General features: G+C 33.4%; 13 protein-coding genes. 9 read left to right on the top strand and 4 right to left on the bottom strand.

Features of this window, described 5'->3' with window-relative positions:
* Positions 1–435: 435 nt before the first annotated feature.
* Entirely contained in the window at positions 436–1341 is a 906-nt protein-coding gene (locus ACWVCY_RS02820) for an ADP-ribosylation factor-like protein (protein WP_455140170.1), read from the bottom strand.
* Positions 1342–1484: 143 nt separating this feature from the next.
* Positions 1485–2759, bottom strand: coding sequence for an acyl-CoA dehydrogenase family protein (locus ACWVCY_RS02815; RefSeq protein ID WP_455140169.1), 1275 nt, complete (start codon positions 2757–2759; stop codon positions 1485–1487).
* A gap of 394 nt (positions 2760–3153) precedes the next feature.
* On the opposite strand from ACWVCY_RS02815, the gene ACWVCY_RS02810 reads away from it, so the two are divergent.
* From ACWVCY_RS02810 to ACWVCY_RS02785, 6 genes are all read left to right on the top strand, one after another.
* On the top strand, positions 3154–4932 hold the full coding sequence (locus ACWVCY_RS02810) for a M3 family oligoendopeptidase (protein WP_455140168.1): 1779 nt from the start codon (positions 3154–3156) through the stop codon (positions 4930–4932).
* A 30-nt stretch (positions 4933–4962) separates the two neighbouring features.
* Complete coding sequence (locus ACWVCY_RS02805) at positions 4963–6312, top strand: nucleotide sugar dehydrogenase (protein ID WP_455140167.1); 1350 nt, start codon at positions 4963–4965, stop codon at positions 6310–6312.
* Positions 6313–6328: 16 nt separating this feature from the next.
* Positions 6329–7522 (top strand): amidohydrolase, encoded by a 1194-nt coding sequence (locus tag ACWVCY_RS02800; RefSeq protein ID WP_455140166.1) that lies wholly within the window; start codon positions 6329–6331, stop codon positions 7520–7522.
* Positions 7523–7559: 37 nt separating this feature from the next.
* Entirely contained in the window at positions 7560–8456 is an 897-nt protein-coding gene (locus tag ACWVCY_RS02795) for a hypothetical protein (protein WP_455140165.1), read from the top strand.
* 187 nt (positions 8457–8643) lie between these two features.
* On the top strand, positions 8644–9402 hold the full coding sequence (locus tag ACWVCY_RS02790) for an ABC transporter ATP-binding protein (RefSeq protein WP_455140164.1): 759 nt from the start codon (positions 8644–8646) through the stop codon (positions 9400–9402).
* Entirely contained in the window at positions 9402–10529 is a 1128-nt protein-coding gene (locus ACWVCY_RS02785; protein WP_455140171.1) for an ABC transporter permease, read from the top strand. Before ACWVCY_RS02790 ends, ACWVCY_RS02785 begins: the two co-directional genes overlap by 1 nt.
* Positions 10530–10565: 36 nt before the next feature.
* Here ACWVCY_RS02785 and ACWVCY_RS02780 read toward each other — a convergent pair whose 3' ends face one another.
* Positions 10566–11042, bottom strand: a complete 477-nt coding sequence (locus tag ACWVCY_RS02780; RefSeq protein WP_455140163.1) for a ferritin family protein — start codon at positions 11040–11042, stop codon at positions 10566–10568.
* A 106-nt stretch (positions 11043–11148) separates the two neighbouring features.
* The gene (locus ACWVCY_RS02775) at positions 11149–11949 is read right to left on the bottom strand and encodes a cyclase family protein (RefSeq protein ID WP_455140162.1); all 801 of its coding nucleotides are present in this window, start codon (positions 11947–11949) and stop codon (positions 11149–11151) included.
* Between the two features lie 121 nt (positions 11950–12070).
* On the opposite strand from ACWVCY_RS02775, the gene ACWVCY_RS02770 reads away from it, so the two are divergent.
* From ACWVCY_RS02770 to ACWVCY_RS02760, 3 genes are all read left to right on the top strand, one after another.
* Positions 12071–14332, top strand: a complete 2262-nt coding sequence (locus ACWVCY_RS02770) for a DNA topoisomerase (protein ID WP_455140161.1) — start codon at positions 12071–12073, stop codon at positions 14330–14332.
* A gap of 126 nt (positions 14333–14458) precedes the next feature.
* On the top strand, positions 14459–15907 hold the full coding sequence (locus ACWVCY_RS02765) for an ethanolamine ammonia-lyase reactivating factor EutA (protein WP_455140160.1): 1449 nt from the start codon (positions 14459–14461) through the stop codon (positions 15905–15907).
* A gap of 176 nt (positions 15908–16083) precedes the next feature.
* On the top strand, positions 16084–16379 hold a 296-nt coding region (locus tag ACWVCY_RS02760), incomplete at its 3' end, for a hypothetical protein (protein WP_455140159.1).

Below are 16379 nucleotides of genomic sequence, written 5' to 3'. Positions count from 1 at the left end.
TTTTATTTTAAAGAATTTTCTCTCTATTAAAGGGAATATAATAACAGGAATTAACATAGGATATCTCTTTAAGGTGAAATCGTTAAAGGAATTATAGAACTAAATTATTTTTTTTCCCCTATTATAATCCCAGTTAATTAATTTTTTAATTTAACCACCAGTAAAAAAATTGTAACTTATTTATTTCTTTAACAACTTTGAACTTTTTCAAGTTCACTTAATTACAATGATTTTTTCTCTTGTAGATTTTATTCCATGATTTTATGAATTTGTGATAAATCACAGAGAATTCTATTAATTTAATAAAATAGAGGGATGAAATTCAAAATAACTGCAAATTATTCAATTCTAGCGAACTAAATTATTTAATCAAGTTTATTTCAAGGTGCTTCAAGAACTCTTGAATTTCTTATTTCAATGCTTCTTTAAAATTGATTATCTTTTTTTATGATTTGGTGTTACTAATGATATTGATATACTTTTGTTGTTGATTTCAGTAGTAATTAAGCCTTCCAACAGGGATTCTACTCCTTCACCTGTTGAAGTGTTGGTTTCGTAGACTTTACGAATTGAAACCTTTAATTTTCTTGCAAGATATTTTCTTATGTTATGAATTTTACAAATATCTACTTTGTTTGCAGCAATAACATAAGGACAATCCCAGAAATTGCGTATTTCATTGAAAAGTTCCATCGCTTCATTCCGACGACTAATGTCTGCAGCATCAATAAAAAAGATAAACCCCTCACACTCACCTGCAAACATCCACCAGTGCGATTGAAAAGCCATTCCTAAATCAAATAATTTTATTCGATAAGGGATATTTTTCAAGTGAATAGTGTCAATATTTAATGATTTAGTTGGTAAATACTCTTTAAATCCAGTTAAGGATTGTTGATCCTTAAGAATATTTAGAAATGTCGTTTTCCCAGCCTTGTCTAGTCCAAGAAGAGCAATGGAGATCTCATTTTGAGATTCCATTCGTTGAATGATTTGCTCACAAACAATTTGAAATGCCTCATTATCTTCTAGCAAAGATTTGGGATTAAAGGAGGAAAGTTCTTGTTTGAGAAGTGTTAAAAAGGTTTCAATTTCAAAAAAAGAAGTATTTAATGTAGCAATTGCAACAATGGTAAACTTTGAAGAAGTTTTTGTATGAACAAAGAGATATTGATTGAGGAGAAGACCCTGAATATCATGAATATTCGAATCAATAATTAAAGACAGCGGAGCCTGCTTAAGAATACTAGAAAGATTTGAAATATCCTCATTAGGAAGGGTTACGGTACTAAGAACTTCCTCCTTTTGTGAACTATATATTTTGACTGAAACTATCGTCATGATCTGGAACCTATACAAGATGGAGAAAGAAAAATATACTTCCCATGAAAAAAATTCGCTACTATTAATAATAAACAAAACTAAACAGTTTATCCGCAAAAGCATGAGTCTAAAATAACAGAAAAAAAAAGAAAAAATGGAGCTTATATCATTTTGATCATAGTGTTGATGGTTCTACTGCCAATCAGTAGTTGAACATTTCTTGTACCACCAACAACTTCGGCAATCTCAGAAACTCCTTGATAATGAGGCATTTTGGTTTGATCAGTAACTCCAGTGCCACCCATTGCATGCATACATTCATAAGCGAGTTCATGATATAATAAGGAGCTATATTCTTTCATTTGGGAAGCCATAGCAACGAGAGGGTTCATTGTCGCTGGAATTCCAGCTAATTCTTCCTTTTTAGTATCATAAGTCTCTGCTAATCTCAATAAAGCCATAGTTATATCAGTTAATCGTCCATGATACTTAGCTAAAACGCTCATGCCTACTGCCTGATGTCTGAGAATTTTTTCACCAAATTGCTGACGTACGGTTGAATATAAAGCAGCTAGAGAAAAAGCACCCCACATTTGTCCGACATTTAGTGCTGCGATTCCAATTCGCTCAGGAACTAGCCCTTCAAACAATATTTCATAACCCTTACCATCATCTCCCGTAATGTAATCAGGAGGAATATGAGCATCTTCAAAAATAGTTTTACCGATTTTAACTTTTGGTACTGATGGAATACCAATACGTTCAGCCTTAAAACCTTTATTCCAGTCAGCATGAGAAATCCCTTGAATCATTGTACCCCGAGGATCATCAGTATTATAAACTGCATATACTGCTGCGATATCAGCTACAGGAGAGTTCGTATTGTAACATTTTATTCCATTCAGAATTAATCCACCATCATCTGCTTTCTCAGCTTTGACTAACATATTCACCGCATCAGAACCTCGTTCTGGTTCTGTAATACAAATACATCCAATTTTCTTGCCATCTAGAAGATCCCGCAAATCTTTAAGTAAAGTTTCTCGTCCTTCATGATGATGAGCAATAGGATTAATACATAAAACGGAGGCACCAAGAGATAGGGAGAACTGGGGATCGAAAATATCCATAGTCCACTGACGGAGTATTTCTGCTTTCATTCCAATCTCTAAATCATCACGATGAGGATAATTGTTTGTACGATTAATTAATCCATGTTTTCCAGCCCATTCAAACCAATTATAATGATCTTCATTATTATGGCCATGGATACCATTGATTTGTTCTTCTTTTTCAAGACAGAGTCCTTGAAATTCTTCAACAAGCTTTTTATCCTTGTCATCTAGAAGAAACATCATGTTTGTATTAAAAACACCATATTGTCTCTTTAAAGACATAGCTTCTAGTATTTCATCCTTTAACAATTGAGTTTTCATGAATCTAAACCAACCAGATTAACTATTCTCATTCAAAAATTATGATCTCTTTTAACAACTTCTTGTATTTAAGAACTAGGCACGATATTTTAATTACAACGTAGAAATGTTTTGAATATCAGGAATTTTCTTGATCTCAATGAAAAGTAATTTACTCTAATATCAGAAAAAATCTTAAGATGAAAATTCCTTATATGATTCTAGGTCTATTTTTTTCTTTATTTTTCAATTTATACTGCTAATACATCTTTTGTTAAAAAAAATTATTCCCATCGAATTTACATAAGCCCAAGTAATTTCAAATCTCAAACCATAAAGAATAGATATAGCACTTCAATGTTTTGGATTACCTATATCCAATCATTAACAAATAATCTATAGGAGATTTTCATAATTGACTACTAAATGGGATTTATCATTTCTTTATCAAGGATATAATGACCCTCAAATTGATAAAGATTTAGAAAAAGCGGAACAATTAGCTGATGAACTAGCTATATATCGTGAAAAAATTGTATCAGGTGATTTGAGTTCAAAAAAACTCAAAAAGGTCTTTAAGCAGGTTGAAAACATTCGAGAATTAACTACCAGAGCTGGTTCATATGGTTATTTACTTTTCGCACAAGAAACTACAAATGAACACCACAAAACTCTTTATGGGAAGATACAACAAAGGATAACTGATATTTCAAATAAACTAATATGGGCTTATTTAGAAATATCAAAAATGCCCGAGGATGTAGCATCGGGCTATCTATCAAGCCCAGACCTAGGTAATTACCATCATTATATAGAAGTTTCACGATTAAACAAACCTTATTTACTTTCTGAACCAGAGGAAAAAATTTTGAATATGAAAAACCTAGTTGGTGCGAATGCTTGGAACAATTTATATGATGAATATACAGCTGCTTTTCAGTTCGAAATAAAAATCAAGGGAGAGAAAAAGATTCTTTCTCCTGGAGAAATGCTTCCACTTTTTAGAGATCCTAATTCCAGTGTACGTGAAGAGGTTTTTAAGAAATATTATCAAAAATATGCAGATAATTCTATTCCTATTACTCATTGTTTTAATAATATTTGGAAAGATCATGGACAAAACATTGAACTCAGAAATTATCCTGATACAATGACCATTGCTCATGTTCGCAATCAAACTGAGGAAGCAATAGTCACTACAATGATGGAAGTGATCAGAAAGAACTATGATTTAGTTCAGGATTATTACAAGGCTAAAGCTAAACTTTTAGGACAAGGAAAAAAAATAAGGGGAAGTGATCTTTACGCACCTATTGGAAAAGATTTTAAGTACTCTTGGGAAGAAGCAAGAAGTATAGTTCTTGAAGCCTACCTAGAATTCGATAATGATATTGGTGAATTAGCTAAAGGGTTATTTGATAGAAATTTAATAGATTCAGAAGTTAGAAAAACTAAAATGACTGGTGCTTTCTGCTCAGCAACTACCCCTAACATTGACCCTGTCATTCATATGTCGTTTAATGGGACTCCAGATAGCGTTAGCACCCTAGCACATGAAATGGGACACGGAATCCATGATTTGATTGCTGGAAGAAACCAAACAATTCTGAATTATCATCCACCTCTTGTTGTAGCAGAAACTGCTTCGGTCTTTGGGGAACAAATTCTGATAAAAAAACTACTAAAAACAATGAAGGATGATGAGGCTAAACTTAAATTAATTGCTAGCCAACTAGAAGATGCTATTGTCACTATTAGCCGTCAAACAATGTATGTTTTCTGGGAAAAAGAGTGTCATGAACTGGGTGCCCGACGTAATTTATCAGCACAAGAAATGGGGGAATTATGGGATAATTTCGTCTCAGAAGCTTATGGAGACGCAGTTAATTTCTTACCAGAGCAAACGTGGAATTGGTCAACCATCCCACACTTCATTCTAACCCGTTTTTATTGTTATGCTTATTCATTTGGAATGCTCTTTGTCTTAGGATTATACCAAAAATATTTAGAACAAGGAAAATCCTTCATTCCGAAGTATAAGGAAATCTTAAGTGCTGGTGGATCTCAATTTCCTGTAAATCTAGCATCCTCAGTTGGATTGGACATCACTACTCCAGAATTCTGGCAAGCTGGATTCGATTATCTTAAAAAATTACTAAATGAATTTCAAGAACTTGTTAATAAACAGGGTTAATCCTTTATTATTATTTTTTGGTGTCGAGATATGGTTACAAAAGTTGTAGTATTTGGTATGGGATATGTAGGTATTCCAATTGCCGCACTCTTAGCTGATATCGATGAGTTTCAAGTGACTGGGATACAAAGACGATCCGAACGCTCTAGTTGGAAAATTGATATATTAAATCAAGGAAAATCTCCTTTTAAAGGAAAAGAACCAGGATTAGATGAACTAATAGCTCGAGTAGTAAAAAAGAAGAGCTTTAGTGTTACTGATGATCCATCAGTAACAAAATATGCTGATTACATTTTGATAGATGTTCAAACACCCACCGATAGCTCACATATCCCCCAATATGAATCTTTACGCACAGTTTCAGCTCAAATTGGAAAATATCTAAAGAAAGGAAGTACTGTAATTATAGAATCTACAGTAGCACCAGGTACAACTGAAAATGTTGTAAAACCAATAATTGAAGAATGTTCACGGATGACTGCAGGAGATGATTTTCATCTTGCGTTTAGCTATGAACGAGTAATGCCAGGAAAACTCTTAGACTTTATTGTTAATATGCCTAGAGTTGTTGGTGGATTCACTCCAAAATGTACTGAAAAAGCAGTTTGGTTATATCAAAAAGTTGTAACCAAAGATATATCGATTACAAGCTGTCTTGCTGCTGAGTTAGCGAAGACAATAGAAAACTCCTATCGAGACATAAATATAGCATTTGCGAATGAAATGGCACTTGTTTGTGAAAGTTTGAAGGTTAATATCTATGAAATTATCGAATTGATAAATAAACGACATGATCGTTTTATGCATTATCCAGGGGCTGGTGTAGGAGGTCATTGTTTGCCAAAAGACCCATGGCTTTTACGGTACGGAGTACAAACTTATGGTAGGGAATTCATTGAGCCTGAATTCATTAGTTTAGGCCGAAAGATTAACAATTACATGCCTATTCATCTTGCAGGGCTTGCAGTATCTGCTTTGGAAGCAAAGGGATTCAAATTATTAAGTAAGGTAAAAATTACAGTCCTTGGAGTTGCATATCTTGAAAATTCAGATGATACTCGAAATACGCCTGCTCTACCGTTAATTCGATATTTAAACTCACTAGGAGCTAAAGTTATCGCACATGATCCATATGTAAATCCTGAATTATTTAAGGATTGGCCTGTAGAAAATAACCTTGAAAAAGCGTTAGAAAAATCCGACTGTGCAATTATTGTCACCAAACATGCGGAATATTACAAATTAAATTTCTCAAAATTAAAAAACATTATGAACACACATATCCTAATTGATGGACGGAATGTTTATGATGCAAAGGATGTAAAACAGCACGGATTTCTTTATAATGGTATTGGAAAAAATAGAGATTTTCAATCTTAATTTGACGGTGAATTTTATGAAAGCAATAGTAAATGGAACAATATTATGTCCGAAACAAGGAAAGATTGAGAAAGGTACAGTATTGTTTAATGATGGAAAAATAATAGCTGTAGGAAGAGGGGAAGAGATTCAAGTCCCAGAGAAGGCTGAAGTAATAGATGTTAATGGGAAATTTATTGTACCTGGTTTTGTTGATGCACATACCCATCAAGGATTATTTGATGGAAGCATAGGGTGGGCTGGAGAGGATGGAAATGAGATGACGGATCCTGTCACACCACAAATGAGAGGACTTGATTCATTTAATCCGAATGAGCCAAGTATTCGCTCTGATGTATTAAAAGGTGGAGTAACTTGTCTTAATACAGGGCCTGGATCGGGTAATGTAATTTCAGGACAAGCATTTATTATTAAACCCACAGGAAAAGTTATTGATGAAATGATAGTAAAATCTCCCTCAGGTTTAAAAGTAGCATTAGGAGAAAACCCTAAACGCGTTCATGGAAGGGAAAATAAAAGAATGCCTGCAACACGAATGGGGGTCGCTGCATTATTACGGACGACATTCACAGAAGCGCAAAATTACATTCAGGAACAAGAATCATATTATGAACGGAAGGCAATAGCTGAAAAAAAAGAGACCTTACCTCCTGCACCCCCAAAAACAGACTTAAAAATGGAAATTGTTGCTAAAGTAATGAAAAAAGAGATCCCTATTCATGCTCATTGTCATAGATCCGACGATATAGCAACTATCATTCGTATTACAGAAGAATTTGGATTAGATCTAGTATTAATACATGGTACAGATTCTGCAGAGATTGCATCATATATCGCATCTAAAAATATCCCCGTTGTATATGGACCTACACTTTTTTGGGTAAGCAAACAAGAAACTACAAATAGATCATTTAAAACACCAGTAATTCTGAATAAAGCAGGAGTAAAAGTCGCTCTTCAAACCGATAGTCTTACACCAATGAACTTCTTCCCTCTACTTCCAATGTTTGTAATAAAGGAAGGAATGAGCCGTGAGGACGCATTTAAATGTATTACAATCAATCCCGCAGAAATTTTAAAGATAGACGACCGTGTAGGCTCTTTAGAAGTAGGCAAAGATGCTGATATTGTCATCTGGAGTGGAGACCCATTTGAATTTTATAGTCGGGTTGAAAAAGTATATATCAATGGAAACGAGATGCAGTTCTAAATTTTGAACAATAAAAATATTGCGAGAAGTGTTCATCATGGATAAAAAAGAAAATATTAAAGGGGATCAACAAATGAAAAGAGCGTATGAAGCATCCTCACAATTACTTCGAAGAAGACTTGCTAAAGAAAGACCCGAGGATTTAAAAATACTAGATGGGATTAAAGAGTCTGATATCATTGTTGTTGAAGGAATTTATGACCATGCACAAGTTAATTTTAATTTAGCAAATATTCCACATAGTCTTATCTCACCAAGACAGCTAGATCAGCTTGAATTCTCAGGGGATGAACTAATCTTCATCAATTGCCCAGGTGACGGCTTTTCAGATTCTGGAATAGAAATTTTGCAATCATTTGTTTTGCGTGGAGGGATGTTGATAACAACTGATTGGGCTTTAAAACATGTTCTGGAGAGAGTTTTTCCCGGTTTTGTTGAATTTAACAACAGAGCTACCCCTGATGACGTTGTACGAGTTGAAATCCTAGATGGAGGAGAAAATTCATTTATCCACTCAGTAATTGATGCAACAGATGATCCACAATGGTGGCTAGAAGGATCAAGCTATCCTATCAGAATTATCAATCATGAGAAAGTAAAAATCCTCGTGAATTCACGAGAAATGAAAGAAAAATACGGAGAGTCTCCTGTCATTGTATCATTTAAATATGGCGAAGGAGAAATTATTCATATGACCTCCCATTTTTATCTACAGCGAACAGAAACTAGAACTGTGAGACATCAGGCATCGGGTAGTACCTATGCAATGGAAAAGGGATTTTCACCAGCTGAAGTATCAGATTTAAATTTAGAGACAATAAAAACAGCAGAAATAGAAAGTGCTTATACTTCACAGGCATTTATGGCCGATCTTGTTACTAAACAGAAGAAAAAAGTGAATATTCGTAAGAAAGAAACTAAAAAGGAGAAATAATTCTCCACACGACTTTCATCTAATTGTATCTAAAAATTTGTGAGTTTTGGGCAAATCATCTAATCTAGGAAACAAAAAGATTGGAAAAAGGATACATAGATAATTGATAGCCTTTGTATCGTGTTAGAAGAGTAATAGAGATAACTATTTTTAAAGAAAAGAGATAGGAGATTTATGGTGAAATTCCATGAGTGTTTCTACTGAAAAGGTATCTCATCATACAGCAATAACAATAACCAATTTAACAAAGAATTTTGGAAAACTATTAGCTGTTAATGATGTTTCTTTGACAATCCCAGAAGGAGAAATCTTTGGATTGTTAGGTCCCAATGGTGCGGGGAAAACAACATTAATCCATTGCTTAATGGGTATCTATAAACTCAAAACAGGTAAGATTAATATTTTAGGTTATGATATCCCTAAAATGAAAATTCCTGCACGCCATAAAATTGGATTTATGCCTCAGGAATTAGCAATTTATTTAGATTTAACACCTTTACAAAACGCTCTTTTTTATGGTAGAATTTTTGGTTTAAAAGATAATAAAATTAAGCAGAAATTAGATGAATTATTTCATCTGCTAGTCTTAGCTGATAAAAAAGATAAATTATGTAGAACTCTTTCTGGAGGTCAAAAACGACGTGTTTCTTTAGGAATTTCTCTATTAACCGAACCCGATTTGTTAATTCTTGATGAACCTACAGTTGGAGTTGACCCAATTCTTCGTCAAGAATTTTGGGATTATTTTAAAGAACTTAAAAGTAAAGGAAAGACAATACTGATCTCGACTCATATTACTGACGAAGCTGTTCGAACTGACCGTGTAGGATTAATGATGGAAGGAAAGATGCTTGCTGTTGGTAATCCAAAAGCACTTATGAATGAAAATTCTGTAGAAACCTTAGAAGAGTTATTTATACACTTCAAAAAAGGAGGGAATAATTGATGTTTATAGCTTTTGCTATAGCGATTCGAATATTCCGCCAACTAACAAACGATCGGAGAACAATTGGTATGATCATAATCGTCCCAATAATAATTACAGTTATTTTCGGTTATGCTTTTACAGGGGAAACTTACAATAATCCAATAATTATAGTTAATTTAGATGAAAGTGCTTTTTTTCCTGAATCCTTAGGAGATAGAATTGTCGAGAAATTAGAGAATGATGATAGAGTAAAAATTGTGGATGAATTAAACGATTATACATTAGCTAAAGAATTTGTTTTAAATAGGACAGTTACTGGAATTATTTTTCTTCCACGAAATTTGAGTAATTCACTAAATCCTATACTTAATATCTCAGTTACTATTGAAATTTTTTATGACGAAGCTGAACCAGCAATTGGTGGAAGTATCTTAGGAGCTTTATCAGAGGCTTTTGCTGATTCTTCTAATGATATTAGAGAAGAAACAGGACTAAGTTCATTAACAACAATCCAAAGAGTTTTTGCTTGGGGTAATGAAGAAATCAGGGGTTTAGATGTTACATTGCCTGGAATAATTGGCTATATATCACTTTTCTTGATTATTCTTCTAACAGTGTTACTATCTGTTCGTGAAGATTTAGAAGGAACTAAAGCTCGTTTTTTCAGTGCACCTATCAATCGTTGGCAAGTAATGTTAGGTTATCTAATTGGAATGACGATTTTTGGCATTCTTATTTCTGCTGTAGTATTACTCGTTTCTTTATTTGTCTTTAATGCTGAAGTTAGAGGAGATTTAGTACTTGTTTTTGGATTTGTATTATATTTTGCTATGGGAAGTGTTATGTTAGCATTATTCTTGGCAAGAGTAGCACGAAATGAGTTTCAAGCCGTACAGATGGCGGTAATAGTAGCTATTCCGAGCATCGCATTATCAGGATTTATGGTTCCAATAAATACCCTTCCTGATTGGTTAGGAATATTTTCAAATTTAATTCCCTTAACCTATGCTGTATCAGGGCTAAAATCGCTCATGTTAAGAGGATTAGGATTAGAAGATATAGCTATTGAATTACTGGCTTTGACTATTTATATGATTATAGCATTTCTAGGTGCAGTATTCGCTTCAAGAGAAACGGTAGCTTGATTAGTTTTATTCAAAAGACGAAGTAGATTTTTTTAATTATCCACCTGGAGAACCATGGAATAGAGAATCTTTCCACGTCCAATCCCATAAGTCTTGTTCAGTTACTGTTTCTTTTTCAATAATCATTTTATGAAGACGAATAAGTAGTTGATGATGACGTTTTTCGTCTTCTAAAATTGCAGAAACCACAACCTTTTCTCGGTCGTCCTCTAAGCTTTCTAAGAGCATTTCATAGGTATCAATTGCTTTTTTCTCTAATTTAATGTGTTCTTCTAGATTTAATTTCAATTGGTCTGTTACCTCTTCCTTAATAAAAGGAGTACCTCCTGAATTCAAGGCAATAAGGGCATTGAGTAATGTAGCATGTTTATTAGAATCCATAGCAATACCTAAAATGAGTTCTTTTACAAGAGGATTTTTCATATCTTTTACTGCAGCTTCCGCACGTTTTACAATATTTCTTTCTAAATCAATCTGTTTTTCAAAAAAATCAATTCTTTCTTGCTTATCCATTTTATTTATTCCCTCTTAACTACAGTTATTTACCATTTTATGAATTAGTATCTTAAGATTTTCTTACAAAAAAACGAATAATAAAAAAAAAATTATTCAGATTATTTTATTCAATAGGAACATCAGGAAACGCAACGATTCGACACATCGAACTTTCAAGCTCAATTCCTTTAAGAGGAAAACAACCAATCCATATTCGTTTATTCGTAAGGAGTGGGTCGTCAGGAATCCAAAGATTTTCAGCATGAATTACTCCTTTGGGAAAAAGCTCAATATGCATGATCTGATAAAATTTCTCTGGAGGGAACATCTCATCCCATGATTTGACTCCATATTGTTTACAAAGCTTCTTCTCAGCCTCAATAAATGCTTTAGGATGCCAATCACGAATTATAGTATTCATTGGATGATCTGCACTACCACAATCGACCCCGATCCATTTGAATTTCATATCTATCGCCCATTGAGGAAAATCAGCGTTTGGCCCGGGATGTTTTACAAAATAACGAACTTCATCAGATTTTGGTTGATCCCATGCATACCGTTGATAGCCGGTTTTGATTATTAAAATATCTCCCGTTCTAATATCTGCTTTTTCCTTCAACATCTCAGGAGAATATAGGTCATAATCTGTCATACTATCAGATATATCAATAATCACTCCTGAACCACAAAATTCTTGGAGTGGTATCTCACCAATTGTTCGACCAGCAGCGAAAAAATGAATTTCGCCATCTATATGGGTTCCTACATGGTTAGATGTTTTTATGATCTGACCATTTGCTCCCTGTCCCATATGTGCCCCTGCAATCCGTTTAAAATACTGTACTTGTAATGGCATGTAGGATGGCCAAGGGGGTGTATGTATAGATAATCTCTGAGTCAAGTCAATCATTCTAAAAGGCATATTACTCACATCAATGCAATAGAACTAATGGAAGCCTCAAGCTTGAAACCTTAAAAAAATATTTCCAAGATTTTTTGAATGGTTGTATTCTTAAATTTAAATGACTATTGTGGTAAAAAAAATGACTCGTAAAGTCTTGGTGATTGGTGAAAAACCTTCACAAGTTCGTACAATTACAGAGACTTTACTTAGTCAAATATCTTCCGAAAAAGTGAATTCAAGGCTATATCTGAAAAAAGGGTATTGGAAAAATAAACAATTCATTTTTCTTCCTCTTATAGGTCACATAACATCAATTGATACTTCAGATGATTTTGGTTGGAATAAATGCCAACCCCTAGACATAATTCAAAATCCAAACGCTTTAATAATCAAAAAAAATGCCTTATTTCAACGTTTAATTAGTCAAAAGGCTAAAGAAGTCGATGAATTATGGCTTGCTACAGATCCTGATTCGGAAGGAGATAATATTGCTTATGAAGCCTTTACAATAGCTATCAACTCAAATCCAGAATTAATTTCATCAACTTTACGAATCTGGAATTCTTCTCTTACACGGGTTGAAATTATTCGTTCATTTGAAAATCCGATCAAATGGAACACTTCTTTAGCTCTGGCTGTTCAAGGACGACGGATTATTGATGCATGGGTTGGTTTTGCAGGTACTCGTGAGATAACTAATTCTGCAAGAAAAATTATCAAACAGAGGGGAGTTGTTCTTTCAGTAGGAAGAGTGCAACTCCCTACATTAAAATTAGTTGTAGATCGTGATCGTGAACGAAACGAGTTTGTCTCTGTTGAAAAATACAATCTTTTTGCAGATATTCTAGATAATCAAAGAAAAACTATTATTATAGTAATTAAACATGATTCTTCTCCTTTTGAAGAGTTAAATGAAGTAAAAAAAATAATAAAGAAAATTTCTTCTGAAACAACGGCTATAGTTAATGATTTTAACACTAAAAAGGTAAATATCCCTCCACCTAAACCCTTGAATACAACTGATGCATTAGCCATTCTTTCTAAAAATCTTAAGCTAAATGCGGAAAGAGGATTGCAGATCTTAGCGAATCTTTATGAAGAGGGGTATCTCTCCTATCCAAGAACTGATAATCGACAGTTCAAAGCAGAATTTCCTCATAAAGAGATTTTAGCAAAGCTTTATTCGTATCCTGATTTTCAACCTTTAATAAAAACGATCAAAGAAGCAAACCAGGTCCGAACAAACGGAAGAAAAATGGGGGTGGAAGATCATGACCCAATTCATCCAACTGGTGTAATCCCAAAAGAATCTATAAAAATTGATTTACAACATTTAAAGACTTGGAACTTGATATCAAGATATTATATTGGTATGTTTATGCCAGATTTAATTCAATCACGAGGTAAGGTAAAATTAAATATAAAAGAGGAACCTTTTATCCAAGATTTTCAACAAATCGAAACAATAGGTTGGACTGAGGCTATATATTGGAAGAAACCAATTGAAACAACCTATTTTTCGTTTAAAAAAGGAGACGTTGTTCAAGTAGGAGATTTTAGATCGAAAAAATTCAAGACTCAAGCCCCACCGAATTGGTCGGATGGTTCAATTATAAAAATGCTTGAGAAATTACGAATCGGTACAAAATCATCTCGTCCAGAAATCTTGTTAAAATTGATAGAAAGAAAATACGTTATTCGATCTGGGACTACATACCAAGGTACTAATTTAGGGCATTCAATTATTTCTCTTTTTGAGAATATATGGCCAGATTTAGTAACTCCCCATTTTACCCGTATGGTAGAAACAAAGATGGATGAGGTTGCTACTCAGAAAGCGTCCTATCAAAACATGCTTGAAGAAATTAAACATTATTACCTTAAATTACATGAATTATTGCTCTCACAAACTGATGGTTTCGAGGAATTACTTGTAGATATTATCAATCAAGATGATTCTTTTCATTCATCTTCGTTTGAAACACCGAAAAATGAAATCTGTCCAGTATGTAGAACAGGTCATATTATCCAGAGGTTTAATCCTAAAACTAAAAAGATATTCTTTGGATGTTCAAGATACCCAGAATGTCGATGGACTTCTCCAGCAAAGAAGAATGCTAAAGGCAAATATCTACCTGTTTCTTCACAAAGTAATGTTCTGGGATCATGTCCTTCCTGTCAAGGATCCTTAGTTCTTAAAAAAGTAAGTAATTATCGTCTTATCGGTTGCACAAACTATCCAGCATGTCAAGTGACTTTTTTTCTCCCTAAAAAAGGTCGCGTAACTATAACTAAGCAGGAATGTCCAATTTGTTCTTTGAGGTTAATATCCCTTTATTCTCCTAGGAAAGATAATAAGGAATCCCCAAAAAAGGTTCTCTGCGCTATATGTAAAAAATAAAACTCAATATCCTTGTTTGATATAGTGTCATTTCAGCGAATAAAGGTCTTAACTAATGTAAACATCCCTTTTGGTTTATTTTTTGGAAATTGAGTCTCAAGTATAGAATAATTTGGATGGTTTTTCTTGAAGAGTCCCAATGAAGTTAAAAAAATTTCCTCTGTAGGAATCGATGTAGGAACTAGTACTTCTCATTTAGTTTTTTCAGAGCTCACTTTAAAAAAAGATCCAAAGAGCCGTACTGAAAAATATCATGTTGCTGAAAGAAAAATAATTTATAAAGGAGAAATCTTCTTTACACCACTTAAGGCAGATGAAATTGACATAGACAGACTATCTGGTCTTTTATTGCAAGAATACCTAAGAGCTGGAATTAAGCCAACAGAAGTTGATACAGGTGCAGTAATAATCACTGGTGAGTCTGCACGACGTGAAAATGCAGAGAAATTAATTAAAATTTTAGCAAATGAATCAGGAAATTTTGTAGCAGCGAGTGCAGGCCCAAATTTTGAAAGTGTAATATCCGCATATGGGTCAGGGGCTATTAATTTTTCATTGAATAATAAAATGAGGATAATTCACACTGATATAGGAGGAGGAACATCTAATATCGCTGTTATAGACAACGGAAAGATAACACATACTGCATGTATTAATGTAGGAGGAAGACTCTTAATATTTTCCTCAAATAACATAATAACACGACTTGAACCTGCCGGGATATGGACTCTTGAAGAATGTGGATTTGATTTATCATTAAATAGTCTGGTCTCAGAGGACCAGAAAGAATCAATAGCTTTAAAATTGGCTCAATCTCTCATTGAAGTAATTACAGGTCAAGAACTTTCTGACTTCACTCAAAAACTAATGATGACTTCAAATCTTCCAAATGAGGTTTTTACGAATAATTATCTTCTAAGTTTTTCAGGAGGGATTGCAGAATACATTTATAACATCACAGATAAAAATTTTGGAGATTTAGGAAGCTATCTTGGAAATATTATGAAAAAATTATTAGAAAATCGACAGATTCCATTTATAGAGGCTCCTGAAAAGATACGCGCTACAGTGATTGGCGCTAGTGAGTACACCTTACAAGTAAGTGGAAGTACAACCTTTATGTCAACAGAAGTTAATGAGGAATTTCTACCACTAAAGAATATCCCGATTGTTGTTCCTAATATTTCTAGAGAGATATTTAATACTGAAGCTATTTCTGAAGAGATAGGTAAAGCACTTCAACGATTAGATCTGTCTGAAGGAGAGGATTTATTTGCATTAGCATTTAATGATCCAGTTCGTACAGTTTACGATAAATTAATTATTTTTACTAAAGGAATTGTAAAGGCACTTCCTCAAACTATCTTGAAGAAAGAAAAGCCAATTATTTTAGTTTTTAACACTGATATTGGTAATTCAGTTGGTAACGTGATGAAAAGAGAGACAACTGTTCAAAATAAAATATTATCTATTGATGAAATCTCCTTATCTGAAGGTACATTTATTGATATCGGAAAACCAATTGTAGAGAACCGTGTTTTTCCAGTTGTGGTGAAATCTTTAATATTTGGTTGAATAATTTGATTTCTCATCATGAAACGGTTATTTGTAGCTAAATTTGCGAGTTCAACATTTGTTTAACGTAAAGGAAAAAAGTGAATCCAATTTCCTTTTATATGAAATCCATTCAAGAATCTTGAGAAAAGGAAGCTAGCATACGAAATATTCGAGGTCTAAGAGGAGTCTAGAAATTGAAAATACATAGGATATCAATTTTATTCACACTTCTAGTTTTAACACTTTCTTTTTTTCTTTGGTTCACAGAAACTCCTATTGGAATCCTGAGTAAAGGATATACCACATTAGAAGATAGGAATTTTCTCTTTATAGCAGAAAATAATGCTGATAACGCTTTAGTTCTCTCTATTGCTCAAACATTAAATATTACTGCCGATTTTCTCGATATTAAGACTTCTGATGACCTGAATCAACTTTTTAACTCAAATAATCTCTTTATGGATTATTCTGTTATTATTTTATCCCTCAA

Source organism: Candidatus Hodarchaeum mangrovi, from assembly GCF_975850365.1.
The sequence above is the reverse complement of the archived record's forward strand: the minus strand, read 5'-3'. Positions and strand labels throughout refer to the sequence as shown.